Origin of the sequence: Erwinia endophytica, assembly GCF_009295515.1 — a bacterium.
Lineage (GTDB): Bacteria > Pseudomonadota > Gammaproteobacteria > Enterobacterales > Enterobacteriaceae > Erwinia > Erwinia endophytica.
Window position 1 is genome coordinate 23,419 of sequence record NZ_RQVV01000038.1, and the last position, 17,647, is coordinate 41,065.

Genomic DNA, 17,647 nt, shown 5'->3' on the forward strand with positions numbered 1-17,647 from the left:
GTGCTGCCCGCTGATACGTCCGGTCTGACGATTATTTTCCTAACGCGGCGAGCGATTTATCCAGCGCGCCCACCAGCCAGTCGATATCGCTTTCCTGGAATGCCAACGGTGGACGCAGCTTCAATACGTTGCCGTATGGACCCGCAACCGAGGTCAGCACGTAGTTTTCACGCAGCTTTTCGGTCACATCCAGCGCCAGTTGCTTATCCGGCGTCTTGCTGGCCTTGTCGGTCACCAACTCAAAACCGATAAACAAACCAGCACCGCGCACATCACCGACACATTCATACTTCTCTTTCAGCGTGGACAGCGCGGCCAGCAGCTTTTCACCCACCACCCGGCTGTGTTCCTGCAGCCCTTCTTCTTTGATCACCTTCAGCACCGCTTGCGCCGCCGCCATAGCGACCGGGTTGCCGCCAAAGGTGTTGAAGTAAGGAATATCATCACTGAAAGCCGCCAGCACATCGCTTTTCGCCAGCAGGGCGGACACCGGAATACCATTGCCCATTGGTTTACCCGTGGTGACAATATCCGGGACCACGCCATGACGGGCGAAGCCCCAGAACGCCTCACCGGTGCGGGCAAAACCAGGCTGCACTTCATCAGCAATAAAGATTCCGCCGTTTTTATGCACCACCTCGACTGCTTTTTTCAGGAAGCCTTTTGGCCCTGGCAACACCCCATCTGAAGAGAAAATCGAGTCGGCGAGGAAACCCGCGAATTTAATGCCATGCGCGGCCATATCGTCGATTTGCTTCTGGATTTCATTGGCAAACCAGTCACCCAGATCAGGCGCGTTGACACGGTAGTGATCCGGTGGAGAAACCAGACGAGTGGTCGCGGCCAACGGTTGACCGGAGCCTAACGCTGGGGAGACACCGGAAGTCAGGTCACTGGTGCCGTGATAGGCTTCCTGACTGACGATAATCCCGCTACCGCCGCTGAAGGCTCGCGCCACGCGAATCGCCAGATCATTGGCTTCAGAACCGGTACACATATACATCGCCCGGTTAATTTCGGCAGGCATGGTTGCCAGGAGCTCTTCCGAATAATCAAGAATACGTTCATGCAGATAGCGGGTATGGGTATTGAGCTGCTGCATCTGCTGATAAACCGCCGCAATTACCGCCGGATGGCAATGACCAATACTCGCCACATTATTGTACACGTCCAGATACTTATTCCCGGCCGCATCCCACAGATATTGCCCTTCTCCCCGCACCAGATGCACTGGCTTGCGATAAAACAGACGGTAAGACTCACCCAGTACTTTACTGCGTTTATCGGTCAGTTTACGGATGTCAGCGTCCAGACCGGCGGCGTGCTCGGCGCGAAAGCTGTTGGTATCCATGATGGTCGAACGTGTAGCCATGATAACTCCCGTTACGATAAAAGGTGGCTGTGAGCATAAGGCCGGGTGGCCTGGTCTGCCTTTATCATGGCAAATTTTTGTGAAAATGCAACAAAATACACAAATACAATAAAATACACATGCACACACCGCTAATGTCAGTTAGGCTATGTTTATCCCGTCTGGTTAAGGAAATAAAAACATGCTTCAGGAAACGCGACTCCATCGTATCCGTGCCCTGCTGACCACGCTCAACCACGTCAGCACCGAGCGAATTATCAAAGAACTGGGGATTTCCAGGGAAACAGCCAGAAGGGATATTATTGAACTGGAAGCACAAGGTGTCGCCCGGCGGGTACACGGTGGACTGATCGCACTGGACGCCGAACCCCCTCTGACCGTACGCAGTGCAGTACGGGCGCGGGAAAAACGAGCGATTGCCCGCGCCGCGGCGCAGCGATTAACACCAGGACAAACGTTGTTCCTGGATGCGGGTAGCACTACCACCATGCTGGCCGAAGAACTGCGTACCATGTCCGGTTTGACGATCATCACCAACAGTTTGCAAGCCGCGCTGAAACTCTCCGCGACAGAAGAACATGAATCACTGAATAACACGATTATTTTGCTGGGCGGCAATATGCTGGCGGGTGCGCAGGAAACCCGCGGTGAACTGACCGTCGGCGAAATATATCGCTACCGTGCCGATGTGGCGATGATGTCACCGGTGGGACTCGACAGTAAGAACGGGGCCAGCAGTTTTCAGCCACACGAAGCGGCGATTGCCCGCGCCATGGCGCACCAGGCCGATCAACTGATCCTGCTGGCTGACCACAGCAAATTAGGGCTCACCAGCCGGATGAATTATGCCGCTATCAATGACGTCGCGATGTTAGTGACCGACCACGGGGCTGTTTCACTGCCTGCGTTCGCCGCCTTACAGAAAACACTGCCGAAAGTGGTGCTCGCTTAAATACCCGAGCCCATAACATCCGTCTTCACAGAAGGCGGCTTTGATGATGTCCCATCGTGGCGCGCAAAGCTAAAGGCTCTCTCTTCCGACACTGAAAGCTCAAGGGGTATCTTCACAATAAATATTCACATGATCACGTTGTGATTTTAATTCAACCCGTTGAAGTTTACGTTATGACGTTAATATTCAGCGTAACCGCTGCGGATGGGTATAAATGGTGGCACGGCCCGGTTTACTGAAGCCCACCAACGTCAGGTTGCTACGTTGAGCCACTTCAACGGCCAGTTTTGTTGCGGCGGAAACGGCAAACAGGATTTCCACGCCACACATCGCCGATTTCTGTACCATCTCATAGCTGGCCCGGCTGGAAACCAGCACTGCGCCCTGCCGCCAGTGATTCTGCTGGCTACGTTTACCCAACAGCTTATCCAGCGCCACATGGCGACCAACATCCTCACAGCCACCGGCCAGATTGCCGTCTGGCATTATCCAGGCGGCGGCATGAGTACAGCCCGTCATCTGCCCGACGGGTTGATAGTTTTTCAGCTGCGCTAACGCTGTATCCAGCAGGTTCAGCTCAAAAGTCTGGCTAAACGGCAACGGCTGAATGGGTTTGCCAATTTCCGCCAACTGTTCCACCCCGCATACGCCACAGCCGGTACGGCCAGCCATTGCACGGCGCTGCGCTTTCAGCGCCATAAAACGCCGGCTGGACAGCTCCACCTGGACTTCAATACCGCCGCAGGCGGCATGAATATCCATACCGTAGATATCACCAGGTGAAGAGATGATGCCCTCCGACAGTGAAAAACCCAGCGCGAACGCCTGCAGATCTTTCGGCGTCGCCATCATAACCACATGAGAGATCCCGTTATACACCAGGGCCACCGGCACCTCATCAGCCAGCCAGTCTTCTGTTGCCGTCTGTAAGGCCTCTCGCGGCCAGACCTGCCCCCGGCTAAGTCCGGCTATCTCACTCACATTTTGGTCACCGTCACTCATTTTCCCCACCTGTAAGCTCCTCATCCAACAACAATGGCCGATCAACACGGCGGTCTGTTTCGCCCACACGGATGCAAAATTTCTTCTGCGATTCTGAACCTGTCGACGCGATACCGCAAAAAATGTCTCCACGAGCAGCACAAACAAGCGGGCTGGAATTGCAATATGACGACAAGGACGCGCTATTTTGAACAAAAAACAGGCATTAAAATGACGCAAAACGAGGAAGTGAGTCACAGCGAGCACTATAATTTCGGGTAGAAACGCGTATTCTGGACAGCGTCCCCCGTTGATTATCGCTGCTGGCAAAGCAACGTTATTCTCAGCGGTCTTTACTTCGCCGGAGCCCTCGACATCCTGATATTCGTCTGGCGCGGTATTGAGCCATTCGCGAACGGTATCCGAAATAACAGGAAAAGCATCCCTGATGAGTATTCGCATAATCCTGCAAGAACAGTGGGAGAAAGACGCCCCCCAAACGGCGGATATGATTCCACCGTTACTTTTCCCTACACTGAAAAATTTGTATTCCCGCCGCGCTGCACGCTTACGTCAACTGGCGGAGAAAAATCCGCTGGGTGATTATCTGCGCTTCGCGGCGGTTATCGCCACCGCCCAGGAGATTGTGCTGTATGACCATCCCCTGATGATGGATTTGCATCCACGATTGGTGGAAACAGCAGCCAGCGGTACACCGCCGCTGGATATTCATACTCTGCCCCGAGACAGACACTGGCGACGCCTGTTACATTCGCTGATCGCTGAACTGAAGCCTGAGATGACCGGCCAGGCACTGGCGGTACTGGAAAATCTTGAAAAAGCCTCGACTCAGGAGCTGGAAACCATGGCCTCTGCCCTGTTTTCTAATAATTTTGCTCAGGTCAGCAGCGATAAATCCCCCTTTATTTGGGCTGCATTGTCGCTTTACTGGGCCCAGATGGCTGCACTGATCCCGGGTAAAGCGCATGCCGAATACGGTGAACAACGCCAGTTTTGCCCAGTCTGCGCGAGTGTGCCGGTTTCCAGCATCATCCATATGGGCTCACAACCTGATGGGTTGCGCTATCTGCACTGCAACCTGTGCGAAAGCGAGTGGTACGTGGCGCACGCCAAATGCAGCAATTGCGAACAACGCCACGATCTGCACTACTGGTCGCTGGACAGTGAGAGAATGCCCGTCAAAGCGGAAAGTTGTGGCGACTGCGGTACCTATATGAAAATGCTGTATCAGGAAAAAGACCCGGCAGTAGAACCCGTGGCCGATGACCTTGCCTCGCTGGTGCTGGACGCCCGCATGGAACAGGAAGGATTTTCACGCAGCAGTTTGAATCCTTTTCTTTTTCCGGGGTAATGATTTACGGACCCCGTTCACTTAACGCCGACCACTGGAGAATCACGCAATGAAACTCATCGGCAGTTATACCAGTCCTTTCGTGCGTAAAATTTCCGTTATTCTGCTGGAAAAAAGCATTACCTTTGAGTTTATCAATGAATCACCGTGGGCAGATGAAAGCCATGTCCCACAGTACAATCCATTGGGTAAAGGACCTGCGCTAGTGACCGGGCCGGATGAGATCTGGTATGACTCTCATATCATCGCCGCTTATCTTGAGCAGTTGGATATTGCTCCGACACTGATCCCGCGTGAAAAACTGGCGGCACTGAAAGTTCAGCAACTGGAGGCGCTGGCAGACGGTATTGGTGATGCGGCGGTGCTCCTGCGGCTTGAGCAGATGCGCCCACTGGAACGACAGATGGAAAGCCAGTTGTCGCGTCAGCGTGAGAAAATTCAGCGCGGTCTGGACGCGTTGGAAAAAGAAGCCGCACAAGGCACGGTGCTGAACAGCGGGCGGATCAATGTGGCAGACATCGCCACTGCCTGCCTGATCGGCTTTATCACTTTTCGCCACATTCTGCCGAACTGGAATGTGCAACGCCCGGCGCTGGTGAAACTGACAGAAAAGATGTTTGAACGTGACAGTTTTGCCCGCACGGTACCCCCAGCAAGCTGACCGTCATACAGCGAGTTGCGGGCACCTGTTGATCGATTGCCCGCGCTGATTTTCATGCAAAAACAATATCACCGTGTTCGAGATGTGCATAAACGGTGATTCTTAAAGCCATTATTAATGAGTTAACCGGTGAAGAGTGTATCAGCACACAGCGAGAATCTTAACGCAAACAGGCTCACTTTGGCGATGTGAGAACATAGCGGATGACATTGCGCACCATTTCGTAGTCAAGAATGTCGTGCAAATGCGGATTACGCAACGCACGCACTGAAAGTCCCTCCAACAATGCCGACGCAATTTCGCAACGCGATTTCGCCTCTGGCGAGTCGCTACCAAGCAACGCATAAAATTCCTGGAAAACCTCCTGATCATAACGCTCGACCAGAGAGGCTATTGACGGGTTCCGCGCCATTTCCGCAAGAATTTCCATCTTCAGGGCCGCATTCCCCTTATCCAGGTAATGAGGAATGATGTCTGAGGTGGTATCAACGACTGCCGAGACAGCATCCATTTGCTGCATGGATTCCCTGGTCCTTTCAAGCAACAGTCCAAGCTCGCTACGCTCACGCGAGACAATCGCCTCAATTATTCCTTCCTTGCTGCCGAAATAATGATAAATATGGCCGGAGCTCATACTGGCTGCGGCAGAAATCTGCGCCATGCTGCTGCGATGAAAGCCTTCGCGGCGAAAACAATCCGCCGCTGCTTCAAGCACTTGCTCCTTACGGCGCCGGCCGATTGCGGTATCGCCTGGTTTTTTAGTCACTGCCATATCTTATCCTCAAAAAGTCCCGAACACACATCCAGGCATACTGAACATCTCAGAAAACGGCCATTCAGGAAACATTAAACCTCAACAGGAGCAATGTGTTCTAAACACCTTAATCGTTCAACAGTGAGCTAATCCTGTCAAGGATCGGTGACACGCTGATACGACTGTATCAAAGAGGCAACCCTGCCAGGATACTCATGTGCGCCAGATCACAAAATTTTTAGATAATTATAGGCTGGTCATTCAATCTATTTTAAGGTTACTATTTTGTAAAACGGCTGAGGCTATTTTTTTTCACGGCAAACCAGGTCGGCTGACCAACCTAAAAAATTACTTCAGAGAGCATTTAATGAACAGGAGTCATAAAATGATGGCAAGGAAACAATTGCCCCCAGGGATCTGTGCAGCGCTAATCATCGGTAGTTGCTTTGCCCTATCTGCGTGCGATAAGACCTCTTCTGCCACCTCAGACACCCCGCTGCCTGAGGTAGGTATCGTCACGGTTGAACCGCAGTCTGTACGCCTTTCTACGGAACTTCCCGGTCGCACGAATGCATTTCTAATAGCTGAGGTGCGTCCCCAAGTCAGCGGCATTCTGCTGCAACGCAAGTTCAGGGAAGGATCGGACGTCAAGGCTGGCGAAGTACTCTATCAAATAGATCCGGCGCCCTTCCAAGCCGAGCTCTCGCGCGCCGAGCCTGGTATGGAGTCAGCCCGACTGCTGTTTGAACGCTATCAGCGCTTGTTACAAACACACGCCATCAGTCAGCAACAGTATGACGATGCACGTTCCCAGTACCTTCAGGCCAAAGCCGCGACGGAAAGTGCGCGTATCAACCTGAATTACACCCGCATAATCGCCCCGATATCTGGCCGCATCGGGCGTTCAGCAGTGACGCAAGGGGCGTTGGTCACCGCCAGCCAGACCGAGGCGCTGGCAACTATCCAGCAACTTGACCCGATCTACGTTGATATCACTCAGCCAGCGACAAAGTTGCTTGAACTCAGGGAAGATTTAGCCAGCGGTCGGCTTAAGAACGTGGGTAAAGACCAGGCGGAAATCCGCGTAAAACTGGATAACGGAAGAGCTTACCCGCACTCAGGCACACTGCAGTTCTCGGAGGTCAGCGTCGAAGAAAGTACGGGAGCGGTAACTCTACGGGCGATCGTCCCTAATCCGGATGGGGTCCTGCTCCCAGGGATGTTCGTGCGTGCTGAATTGCAGGAAGGGGTCCGTGATCAGGCGCTGCTGATCCCACAACGCGGTGTCACCCGTGATACCCAGGGAAATGCCGTCGCGCTGGTTCTGGATGAAAAAAATACCGTAAAACAACGCTCCCTGACGACTGATCGCAGCGTGGATGGTCAATGGCTGATCCGTGATGGCCTGCAAGTAGGCGACCGGGTGATTGTCGATGGCATCCAGAAAGTGCAGCCCGGTATGCAAGTAAAACCCGTTCCTGCCGCTGAAACAGCTTCTATCGTGGACCATTCCGCTAAATCATCCACGCCAGATAGCGGTAAATAAGGGGAGCCTATGTCCAGATTCTTTATCGATCGCCCCATATTTGCCTGGGTCATCGCCATCGTTATCATGCTGGCTGGCGTGTTATCAATCACCCGGTTACCGGTCAATCAATACCCCAATGTTGCTCCGCCCGCCATTGGCATCACGGCCAGTTATCCTGGTGCATCCGCGCAAACCGTTCAGGATACGGTTACTCAGGTTATCGAGCAGCAGCTCAATGGCCTGGATGGGCTGCGCTACATACGATCCGAAAGTAATTCAGACGGTAGCATAACCATCGTGGTCACGTTCGAACAAGACGTGGATCCGAACATCGCCCAGGTACAGGTACAGAACAAACTGCAACTGGCTACCCCTATGTTACCGCAAGCGGTTCAACAGCTCGGTCTGCGCGTCATTAAGTACCAGGTCAACTTTATGTTGATTGCAGCCCTGGTCTCTGAGGACGGCCGACTAGACAACTATGCGTTAGGTGACCTGATCGTCTCACAATTGCAGGATCCGCTTAGCCGTACCAAAGGGGTGGGTGACTTCTTTGTCCTGGGGGCGCAAAACGCGATGCGCGTCTGGCTCGATCCACTCAAACTCAATAACTATAAGCTGATGCCCAGTGACGTAATGGCGGCCATCGAAGCACAGAACGTTCAGGTGTCATCGGGTCAACTCGGCGGTCGTCCCTCCGGCCCAACGGTGGGTCTCAACGCTACCGTGGTCGGTAAAACGTTAATGACGACCCCGGCGCAATTCGAAGATATCCTGCTCAAGGTCAATCCTGACGGTTCCCAGGTCCGTCTACGCGATGTGGGCGAAGTTGCCCTTGGCTCGGAGAGTTATACCTTCAACACCTTGTCAGCCGGGCGTCCCAGCTCTGGTATCGCACTGCGTCTGGCCAGTGGTGGCAATACTCTGGATGCGGTCGGAGCGGTGCGTAACGTACTGGCCCAGTTAGCGCCAACCCTGCCGCCTGGCGTTAAAATTATCTACCCGTATGATACGGCACCTGTCGTCAGCGAATCGATTAAAGGCGTCGCCCACACGCTGATCGAAGCCATCATCCTGGTATTCCTCATCATGTACCTGTTCCTACAGAATCTGCGCGCTACGCTCATTCCCACGCTGGCGGTGCCGGTGGTGCTGTTGGGTACCTTTGGCGTCATGTCGGCATGTGGATTTTCGATCAATATCCTGACCATGTTCGGTCTGGTGCTGGCCATCGGTCTGCTGGTGGACGACGCCATTGTGGTGGTGGAAAACGTCGAACGTCTTCTTGTCGAAGAGAAGCTGTCGCCACTGGAGGCCACACGCAAGTCGATGGACCAAATCTCCGGCGCGCTGGTGGGTATTGGCCTGGTACTGTCAGCGGTTTTCATACCGATGGCGTTTTTCGCCGGTTCCACCGGGGTTATCTACCGCCAGTTTTCCCTGACTATCGTGACCGCGATGACATTATCGGTACTGGTGGCGCTGATCTTCACACCCGCATTGTGCGCGACAATCCTTAAGCCGGTTCACGATCACCAGGAGAAAAAGGGCTTCTTCGGTTGGTTCAACCGCACTTTTGAACGCAATGCCCAGCGCTATGAAAACGGCGTATCACGATTTGTGGCGGGCCGTGGACGCTATATGTTGATGTTTTTACTGATCGTCGGCGCACTGGCGTACCTTTTCCCGAAGATTCCTACATCGTTCCTGCCGGATGAAGATCAGGGCACGCTGTTTGTGCAGGTCGAATTGCCGTCGAATGCCACCTTGAATGAAACTGATGCCGCGCTGACTCAGGTCCAGCAGTATTTCGCAAAAGAAGAACAGGAATCCGTCGAGTCGGTGTTTACTGTAAGCGGGTTCAGCTTCGCGGGTCGCGGCCAGAACTCAGGGTTGGCATTCGTCCAGCTCAAACCCTGGGAAGAGCGCAAGAGCAGCGTGTTCGAACTACAGGCGCGGGCAATGAAACGTTTCAGTCAGATCAAGCAAGGCACCGTACTGGCTTTCGCGCCGCCAGCAATTATGGAACTGGGTAACGCCACGGGGTTTGACCTGTTCCTGCAAGATTACAGCGGATTAGGCCATGAGCATCTGATGCAGGCTCGTGCGCAGTTCCTTGAAGAAGCAGCTAAAAACCCGGCGCTGACGATGGTTCGTCCGAACGGTAAAGACGACGAACCACAGTATCAGGTCCTGATTGATGATGAAAAAGCGCGAGCATTGAGCGTCAGTCTCGACGAAGTCAACACGACAATGTCGGCCGTCTGGGGCTCCTCTTATGTCAATAACTTCCTTGATCGAAGCCGTATCAAGCGCGTGTATGTCCAGGGGATTCCCCAGGCCCGTATCACCGAAGAGGATTTCAACAAATGGTATGTGCGCAATAGCAATGGTGAAATGGTGTCTTTCGCCTCCTTTGCCAGCGGCAAGTGGATCAAAGGCTCGCCGAAACTGGAACGCTATAATGGCGTCCCGGCGGTAGAAATCCTGGGTGAGCCCGCGCCTGGCTACAGTTCTGGCGACGCGATGAAAGCCGTCGGGGAAATTGCCGCAAAACTGCCTACCGGCGTCAGTGTGGCCTGGACCGGCCTGTCCTATGAGGAGCAGCTATCTGGTTCACAGGCGCCTGCGCTGTATGCGCTGTCAATCATCGCGGTATTCCTGTGTCTGGCTGCACTGTATGAGAGCTGGTCTATCCCCCTGTCGGTGTTACTGGTCATCCCATTGGGCGTTATCGGTACCGTCATCGCCACACTGATGCGCGGGATGGAGAACGACGTGTTCTTCCAAATCGGCCTGTTGACCACGGTCGGCCTGTCAGCCAAGAACGCTATTCTGATCGTCGAGTTCGCCAAGGATTTGCACGAGAAAGGCGGTCGTACACTGGTACAGGCAGCCATAGAGGCGGCACGCCTGCGCCTGCGCCCGATAATCATGACCTCACTGGCCTTCACCATGGGGGTATTGCCGCTCGCCATTTCCAGTGGGGCAAGCTCAGGGAGTAAACACGCCATTGGTACGGGTGTGGTTGGCGGTATGGTCACCGCAACATTTCTGGCTATCTTTTTCATCCCGCTGTTCTACGTCCTGGTGTCGTCACTTTTCCAGAAGCGGAATAAAAAATCTCAGGACCCGTCTGAATCACAGCAGGAGGTTGATTCTCATGAGTAAGTTATATCCTGTATGGAGATGGCTTTTCCCCATATTAACCGGGCCTGTTCTACTGACAGGGTGCGTAAGCACCCTGGCGCCAGATTATCATCGACCCACAGCGCCTGTTGCCAAACAATGGCCCGCAGGCCAACAAGGAACGGCCTCGCACAGCAGTGCCGAAATCCCCTGGCGCACATTGTTTGCCGACCCACAGATGCAAAGGATTATTCAACTCGCGCTGGATAATAACCGCGACCTGCGTACATCCACCCTGAACATCGCCAGAGCCAGAGCGCAATATAATATTCAGCGTTCAGCGTTGATGCCTGACATAGGCATCAATGGGGACGGCAGTTCTGGACGAACGCCGGCGTCAATCTCAACAACCGGTCGCTCTTACGTGGGTCATGCCTATCAATTGAACGTTGGAGTCAGTGCTTACGAACTTGACTTGTTTGGCCGAGTGCGAAGTCTTAAAGATCAGGCGCTGCAACAATATTTGGCCACAGAGGCGGCACAACGCAGTGCTCGCATTAGCCTGATAACTGAAGTTGCAACCACTTATATGAATATGAACGCCGATAAAGAGCAATTGGCGTTAGCACGAAACACATTTGCAAGCCGCCAGTCAACGTATGACTTGCAGCGCCAACGGTTCGAAACAGGCGATACCTCAGAGCTGGAACTACGACAGTCCGAGGTGGAACTGGAATCGGCACGAGATCAGGTGCTGTCGATGGAAAACGCGGTAGCAATAGATCGTAATGCACTTGAACTGCTGGTCGGGGCACCTCTGCCTGGCGATATACAGTTTGTAAAACCGCTGGACCATATGCTCGCACGGCAGGACATCCCGGCGGGATTACCATCAGATTTGCTGCAACGTCGGCCTGACATCGTTTCAGCAGAACACACGCTGATGGCGGCCAACGCCAACATTGGTGCCGCACGCGCCGCCTTTTTTCCCAGCATTACACTCACCGCAGGGATAGGCCGGGCCAGTGACTCATTATCCAGCTTGTTTGACGGTGGCAATCGTGCCTGGAGTTTCGCTCCGCAGATCAACCTGCCTATCTTTAGCGGCGGCCGCCTGACCGCATCCCTGGAAGTGGCTAAAGTTGATCGAGATATCGCGGTTGCTGAGTACGAACATTCCATTCAGTCGGCATTTCGTGAGGTCGCCGACGCGCTGGACCAGAGAGAATCTCTTGATGGTCGCCTGAGCGCCCAGCAACGACGAGTCAGTGCCGCTCAGGCCTCTTACGACATGGCTAAAGCGCGTTATGACAATGGTATCTCCGGATATCTGGAAGTACTGGATGCTCAGCGTACGCTGTACAGTGCGCAGAAAACCTTGATAGAGACCCAACTTGCCAGACAAAACAACCTGATAACGCTATACAAAGCGCTGGGAGGAGACTGGAGCACTAATGGGCGCGACGCCACGACCGCCAGACATAGCGACACCCGACCTGTAACATCACCGGTCAGTTAACCCTCTTCACATTAAGCGAAAAATCAGATAACATGCTGTTTTATATCATGTTATCTGATAATATTTCCGTCGCACAACAGGTTAACGTCTACGATCACGATGTCGTTTCTCGATGATAAAATTCCCGATCGCTCCTACGGCCATCAGAACGGCTGTTGCGAGGAAGACAGCACGCATGCCAATATGTCCCCCCACGAAACCGCCACCGAGCGGACCGAGTACCTGCCCGGCATATTGTGCCGACACCGAGTAGCCCAGAATGCCGCCGGCGATTTTATCCGGCACATTGTGGCGAATAACACTCGCGATACAGGGCAACAAACCGCCAAGCGCAAGGCCCATCAGCAAACGTAGAATGATAAGCTGCCAACCGCTCACCACAAAAGCCTGTGGAGCCAGCAGCAATGCTGCCGCAGCGAGACAGGCGATGATCATTCGCCAGTGGCCAACACCATCAGCCAGTCTCCCAAGATAAGTAGATGACAGGATGCTCCCCAAAGCCGCCGCCGCCATCACCAGGCCCGACACGAACGTCACCCGCGATAACGCAACGAACTGAGCGACATAAACCGTGATGATGGGCTCAACTGACATGTTGGCCACCATCAGCAGTAATCCCGTCGCCAGCATGGCAATGATCGGGCGCTTATCCGGGATCTGAGACCAACCGCCCCGTTGCTTGTGGGTCCGCGCCTTCGGGGGTCGCGCCTCCTCACGGATCAGGAAAAGGGTTCCTAAAAAGGTGATGAAGATGGTACTTCCAGCCAGCAGAAACGTCGCACGGATACCGATCAGCGGCGGCAATAATCCGCCAATCAGCGGGCCGGCAAGATTACCCGCCATGATGCCTGCGGAAAGAATGCCGAGCGCCCAGCCTGAGCGGGACTTTGGCGTTTGCGCCGCAACCAGTATGGTGGAACCGGAAGCATAACCCCCAAGCAAACCGGCCAGCAGCCTGAGCGCGACCAGTTGCCAGACATTATGCGCCATGCCGATCAGCGACATGGCGATGGCCATACCAAGGCTGGCCCGGATCAGCATGAGCTTGCGGCCATAACGATCCGCGAGCCGCCCCCAAAGAGGGGCCGTCAACGCGGCGGTGAAGAACGTCGCCCCGTAAGCGATACCTGACCACTGAACAATCGCCGCATGCTCCGTCACGCCAAGTTGCCCGATATAGAGGGGCAGAAAAGGCAGCAATAGTGTCATTGCCACGATCGTCGTGAAAGAACCGAAGACGCAGACAGCCAGATTGCGTTTCCAGGGACCCGCGTCGGGGAGCCACTCACGATCCTGAGCACCGTCCATGTTATAGCATTCCGATCAGTGTTAAGCCGTGAACTCGCAGGCCCCGGCGATCGTCGGTCAAAGACCAACGCCAGCGACTGCCGGAGCCAACATTGAGCAAGGGGATACTCTTCCTGAGTGGATCATGTATCTGGAGCATCTGAGACATTAAGCGGTCGCCAGCCTGTATTTATGCAAAAAGGGTATACCAATCTGAAATCCCAAACAAATTAATGGGCACGGTGACACATATCAGAGTGGGCACGCCGACAAACCAGAAGATTAAATCATCACCATCAGGTAGAGTGGACCTGCATAACCTTGTGGCGCAGAACCACCGAAATATCAAACGACGAATACGCCTGATTCTGGAATGTGAGCCGTTGCATCGTGCACAGAGAATGCGGTATCGAGATTGCGCCAGTCGACATAATACGTAAGGGGCAACACAGGGATAACATGTCCCCAACAGAACCTGTTAACCCGAATGAATTAAGGAAATTTTACTGTGCAACGTTGTGCCTGGGTTTCACCGGATCCTCTTTATATCGCCTATCATGACCAGGAATGGGGAGTGCCGTTGACGGACACTCGCGAACTGTTTGAAATGCTCTGTCTGGAAGGGCAAGTGGCCGGTTTGTCATGGCTGACCATATTGAAAAAACGCGAGAATTATCGCCAGGCCTTTCATCACTTCGATCCCAACGTTGTGGCGCAGATGGATGACGCAGATATCGACCGGCTGATGCAAGACCGCGGCATTATCCGCCACCGGGGGAAAATTTCCGCCATCATCGCTAATGCCCGAGCCCTGCTGGCGATGGAAGCCGCAGACGAAGCGTTTGCGACATTTATCTGGCAATTTGTTGAACATAAGCCGCTCATCCATCGCTATACCGATTATCGGGCGGCCCCGACCTTCAGCCCGGCTTCTGATGCACTGGCAAAAGCACTGAAAAAGCGCGGCTTCAAATTCGTTGGCACAACCACCTGCTACTCGTTTATGCAGGCCTGCGGCTTGATTAACGACCACACCACCAACTGTTTTTGCCATCCAGATAATCTGAAATAAGGTTTTTTATAATGATTAATCAGATAACATCTTTCCCCCCAATCAGCTGGCATAATCGTAATTAACGGGCCTCTTTGAGTCCGTTAAATATAACGATGCCGCTATGATCTCGCTGATGTACATCATGATGGCTCGATCCATCCCACAACATTTCAGGCTATCTTAGGATATTAAAGGCAGCAATTATTGCGGCCTCACAGCAAAAATCACTTGTTCAAGGAATACCATGAATCGCAAGGCCGCACGCGCCACTATTAGCGACGTTGCCAAAACCGCCAAAACCGGCAAAACCAGCGTCTCCCGCTACCTCAATGGCGAACAACACGTCCTTTCCACCGATCTCCGACTGCGGATCAAAACAGCCATTGAGGCGCTCAATTATCGCCCAAGCCAGATGGCGCGGAGTCTGAAACGTGGACGGACAAAGTTAATCGGGTTGATCATTGCAGATATTACGAATCCTTACTCGGTGGATGTGATGTGCGGCATTGAAGCGGCGTGCCGTGCACGGGGCTTCACTCTGTTAATCTGTAACACCAATAACAAGGTGGATCAGGAACAGTATTATCTGAATCTGCTAAGTAGCTACCAGGTGGAAGGGATTGTGGTTAATGCCGTCGGCATGCACGAAGAAGTGCTCAATCATCTGCAACAAACCTTGCTGCCAATGGTGCTGATTGACCGTAAAATTCCGGACTTTAACTGCGATGTTGTTGGATTGAACAACAGCGAAGCCGCCCAGTTGGCTACCGGGCATCTGCTCGATCAGGGCTACAGGTCGCTACTGTTTGTCACCGAGCCGCTGGGGTTGGTCAATACCAGGAATGAGCGTCTGAACGCATTCAATACCGTGATGAAACGCCACCCTGCTTACCATGCTGAACAGGCTGAAGTAACGTTAAACGATCCTGCCACACTCGATAAAATTCTGACCGATTTTTATCAGCGTCATCGGACGGAACGCTGTGCCCTGTTAGTGGTCAATGGGGCGTTAACCCTTCAGGTTGCCCGCTCAATGAAGCGACTGGGACTGATCTGGGGCGAACAGATGGGTCTGCTGGGTTTTGATGAACTGGAATGGGCTGAACTGGCCGGTGTCGGTATCACCACGCTAAAACAGCCGACCTGGCAAATTGGTTATTCCGCGCTGGAGCAGGTTATTCGTCGTATTGATGGGGATAACACGCCGGCGAAAGAACAAGTCTATTCCGGTGAACTCATTGTGCGAGGTTCCACAAGAAAGGAATAAAACCGAAAAAGAGAACAACCCCCTGCCTCCCGTGAGATAAACAACTTTCAGACGAGTTCTTACGCCCCGTTACTCGAATTAAACGAGACAAGCTGTTATCCTGCCGTTTAAGATAAAACTGCTATTATCTATTTAACATTGCCGTTCATAATACGATTCAATTGAACGAAATAATCAGATAAAAAATTAACTTTCTGATCTGACAGAAAAAAGATAAATTCAACACCAATATACGTGGCAAGAAAAAACCATAATTTAAAAATGTGCATTGATAAAAAAATTGATAAGAAATTAAATTTATTCAATCCAATAGAACGTTCAAGGTTAAAAATTTGTTAGATAGAAATAATTTTAATCATACCTACATTTTCGATAATCAGGTCATATTCATGCCTGAAAAAGGTTTATTGATTAATGATAACAAGGGCGTTAAATGTCAATTGGGCACCCCGGCCAATCGCTGCCTGCTCGCCCTGGTCAAGTACCACGGTAACGTAATATCGCAGAACGATCTCATCGAGATTTGTTGGGAAGCGCGCCATAAAATGGTTGCCGCCAACGCGTTGTACCAGATGGTGTTGACTCTGAGAAAGAATCTAATTGAAGTCGGACTTGAAGGTGAAATTATAAGAACCATTAACCGGAAAGGGTTACTGCTGGCATCCAGTCTTTTGGTAGAGGAAAAAAAAGTCATTCCAACCTCTGATGGTTTAACCAAAGAGAGTGCTGAACAATATCAAGAAACAAACATCAAAACGGATAGTCAGGCAGACAGCGAAACCGATACGAAAAACAACACTAAAATCGTTATAAAAAGGAAAATATCCGTTTTTTTTAAAAAATAAAAAAACATTTTTGCAAATATAAAGCATGTTGTCTTGCAATAATTATAGCCAATATTGCAATGATATTCGAATTTTCCTCTGAAGACATTCTCTTCGGAAATTATGAAAAAATAGCGGAAACCAGGAATTTGGCGTGCAGCATTTATCAACCAAAAGAACAAAAAAAGATAAATAATAGTATAAGACTCATTACAGAACATACTCATCTCTGTGAAGATGGCCGTTCGCCATTCTTTACCGCACGTAAGTCCAGCCAGGAAATATCCATATTTTCTTGTGATAAAGATGCCCGCATAAATTCTGATGCACAATGCAAAGGATATATTTATACAAATCATGAAAACTAATATTTTTTCCTTAACATTATTTTTAATCTTATCAATGATCCATTATAGATTAATCCCAGATAAAGACAGCACGGAGTTGAAGAGTTGTAGTGGAGAAATAACGATTAATAGTCTTGCAGGGATTTTTTCCGGAACGTCGACATTGCAAATGAAAGATGGCACTGGAAGAATTTATATCACTGGTAGTATCAACCAAAATGAAAACGTGAGAAAATTCGTTTACTTTCACTATAATAAAATAGGGGAAAGTTACATCTTAAAATCATACAACATTATTAATAAACTTCCGGAACAGAATAACCTCGACACAGAAATAAATAAAATGCTTCCACCTTTTTTTATCGTCCCCAATAATAGCATAGGGATAACAATAAAGCATAATAGCGACGGGGCATTAATCTCTATGTCTAACATGCCCATATTTTATTGTCATAAGAGCTAGTTATTATTCAGTATAAAAAAACAGTTACAATAAAAAGACTTATGGAGAGTGCATCATAAGTATCGGATACTCACCGGAACAATCAGGGCTGGAGCATACTTTGTTAAATTTCTTTAACAAAACCAAACATCATCCAG

The 17,647-nt window shown here is 51.6% G+C and carries 13 protein-coding genes; 9 read left to right on the forward strand and 4 right to left on the reverse strand.

Annotation, left to right across the window (positions count from 1 at the left end; genetic code table 11):
- Window positions 1-31: 31 nt before the first annotated feature.
- The gene (locus EH228_RS12335) at window positions 32-1,372 is read right to left on the reverse strand and encodes an aspartate aminotransferase family protein (RefSeq protein ID WP_152321953.1); all 1,341 of its coding nucleotides are present in this window, start codon (window positions 1,370-1,372) and stop codon (window positions 32-34) included.
- Window positions 1,373-1,553: 181 nt separating this feature from the next.
- On the opposite strand from EH228_RS12335, the gene EH228_RS12340 reads away from it, so the two are divergent.
- Window positions 1,554-2,324 (forward strand): DeoR/GlpR family DNA-binding transcription regulator, encoded by a 771-nt coding sequence (locus tag EH228_RS12340; RefSeq protein WP_152321954.1) that lies wholly within the window; start codon window positions 1,554-1,556, stop codon window positions 2,322-2,324.
- Between the two features lie 186 nt (window positions 2,325-2,510).
- Here the strand turns inward: EH228_RS12340 and fdhD are convergent, their stop codons facing one another.
- Window positions 2,511-3,326 (reverse strand): formate dehydrogenase accessory sulfurtransferase FdhD, encoded by an 816-nt coding sequence (fdhD, locus tag EH228_RS12345; protein ID WP_420841462.1) that lies wholly within the window; start codon window positions 3,324-3,326, stop codon window positions 2,511-2,513.
- 427 nt (window positions 3,327-3,753) lie between these two features.
- On the opposite strand from fdhD, the gene fdhE reads away from it, so the two are divergent.
- On the forward strand, window positions 3,754-4,677 hold the full coding sequence (fdhE, locus tag EH228_RS12350; protein WP_152321956.1) for a formate dehydrogenase accessory protein FdhE: 924 nt from the start codon (window positions 3,754-3,756) through the stop codon (window positions 4,675-4,677).
- A gap of 49 nt (window positions 4,678-4,726) precedes the next feature.
- Window positions 4,727-5,338 (forward strand): glutathione S-transferase, encoded by a 612-nt coding sequence (locus EH228_RS12355; RefSeq protein WP_152321957.1) that lies wholly within the window; start codon window positions 4,727-4,729, stop codon window positions 5,336-5,338.
- Between the two features lie 175 nt (window positions 5,339-5,513).
- Here the strand turns inward: EH228_RS12355 and EH228_RS12360 are convergent, their stop codons facing one another.
- A complete protein-coding gene (locus EH228_RS12360) occupies window positions 5,514-6,110 on the reverse strand; it encodes a TetR/AcrR family transcriptional regulator (protein ID WP_152321958.1) in 597 nt (198 codons plus the stop codon).
- A gap of 367 nt (window positions 6,111-6,477) precedes the next feature.
- On the opposite strand from EH228_RS12360, the gene EH228_RS12365 reads away from it, so the two are divergent.
- The 3 genes from EH228_RS12365 to EH228_RS12375 are packed head-to-tail and all read left to right on the forward strand — an operon-like array spanning window position 6,478 to window position 12,268.
- Window positions 6,478-7,638, forward strand: a complete 1,161-nt coding sequence (locus EH228_RS12365; RefSeq protein ID WP_152321959.1) for an efflux RND transporter periplasmic adaptor subunit — start codon at window positions 6,478-6,480, stop codon at window positions 7,636-7,638.
- A gap of 9 nt (window positions 7,639-7,647) precedes the next feature.
- Complete coding sequence (locus EH228_RS12370; RefSeq protein ID WP_152321960.1) at window positions 7,648-10,791, forward strand: efflux RND transporter permease subunit; 3,144 nt, start codon at window positions 7,648-7,650, stop codon at window positions 10,789-10,791.
- Window positions 10,784-12,268: an efflux transporter outer membrane subunit gene (locus tag EH228_RS12375; protein ID WP_152321961.1), complete on the forward strand. Its 1,485-nt coding sequence runs from the start codon at window positions 10,784-10,786 to the stop codon at window positions 12,266-12,268. The genes EH228_RS12370 and EH228_RS12375 overlap by 8 nt, the downstream gene beginning before the upstream one ends.
- Window positions 12,269-12,349: 81 nt before the next feature.
- Here EH228_RS12375 and EH228_RS12380 read toward each other — a convergent pair whose 3' ends face one another.
- The gene (locus tag EH228_RS12380) at window positions 12,350-13,576 is read right to left on the reverse strand and encodes an MFS transporter (protein ID WP_152321962.1); all 1,227 of its coding nucleotides are present in this window, start codon (window positions 13,574-13,576) and stop codon (window positions 12,350-12,352) included.
- A gap of 487 nt (window positions 13,577-14,063) precedes the next feature.
- Between EH228_RS12380 and EH228_RS12385 the strand changes: the two genes are divergently transcribed.
- From EH228_RS12385 to EH228_RS12395, 3 genes are all read left to right on the forward strand, one after another.
- Window positions 14,064-14,627 carry a DNA-3-methyladenine glycosylase I gene (locus EH228_RS12385; RefSeq protein ID WP_152321963.1) on the forward strand — a complete coding sequence of 188 codons (564 nt, stop codon included), beginning with the start codon at window positions 14,064-14,066 and terminating at the stop codon, window positions 14,625-14,627.
- Window positions 14,628-14,853: 226 nt separating this feature from the next.
- Window positions 14,854-15,876, forward strand: a complete 1,023-nt coding sequence (locus EH228_RS12390) for a LacI family DNA-binding transcriptional regulator (protein ID WP_152321964.1) — start codon at window positions 14,854-14,856, stop codon at window positions 15,874-15,876.
- 389 nt (window positions 15,877-16,265) lie between these two features.
- Window positions 16,266-16,721: a winged helix-turn-helix domain-containing protein gene (locus tag EH228_RS12395; RefSeq protein ID WP_152321965.1), complete on the forward strand. Its 456-nt coding sequence runs from the start codon at window positions 16,266-16,268 to the stop codon at window positions 16,719-16,721.
- The last annotated feature ends 926 nt before the right edge of the window (window positions 16,722-17,647 follow it).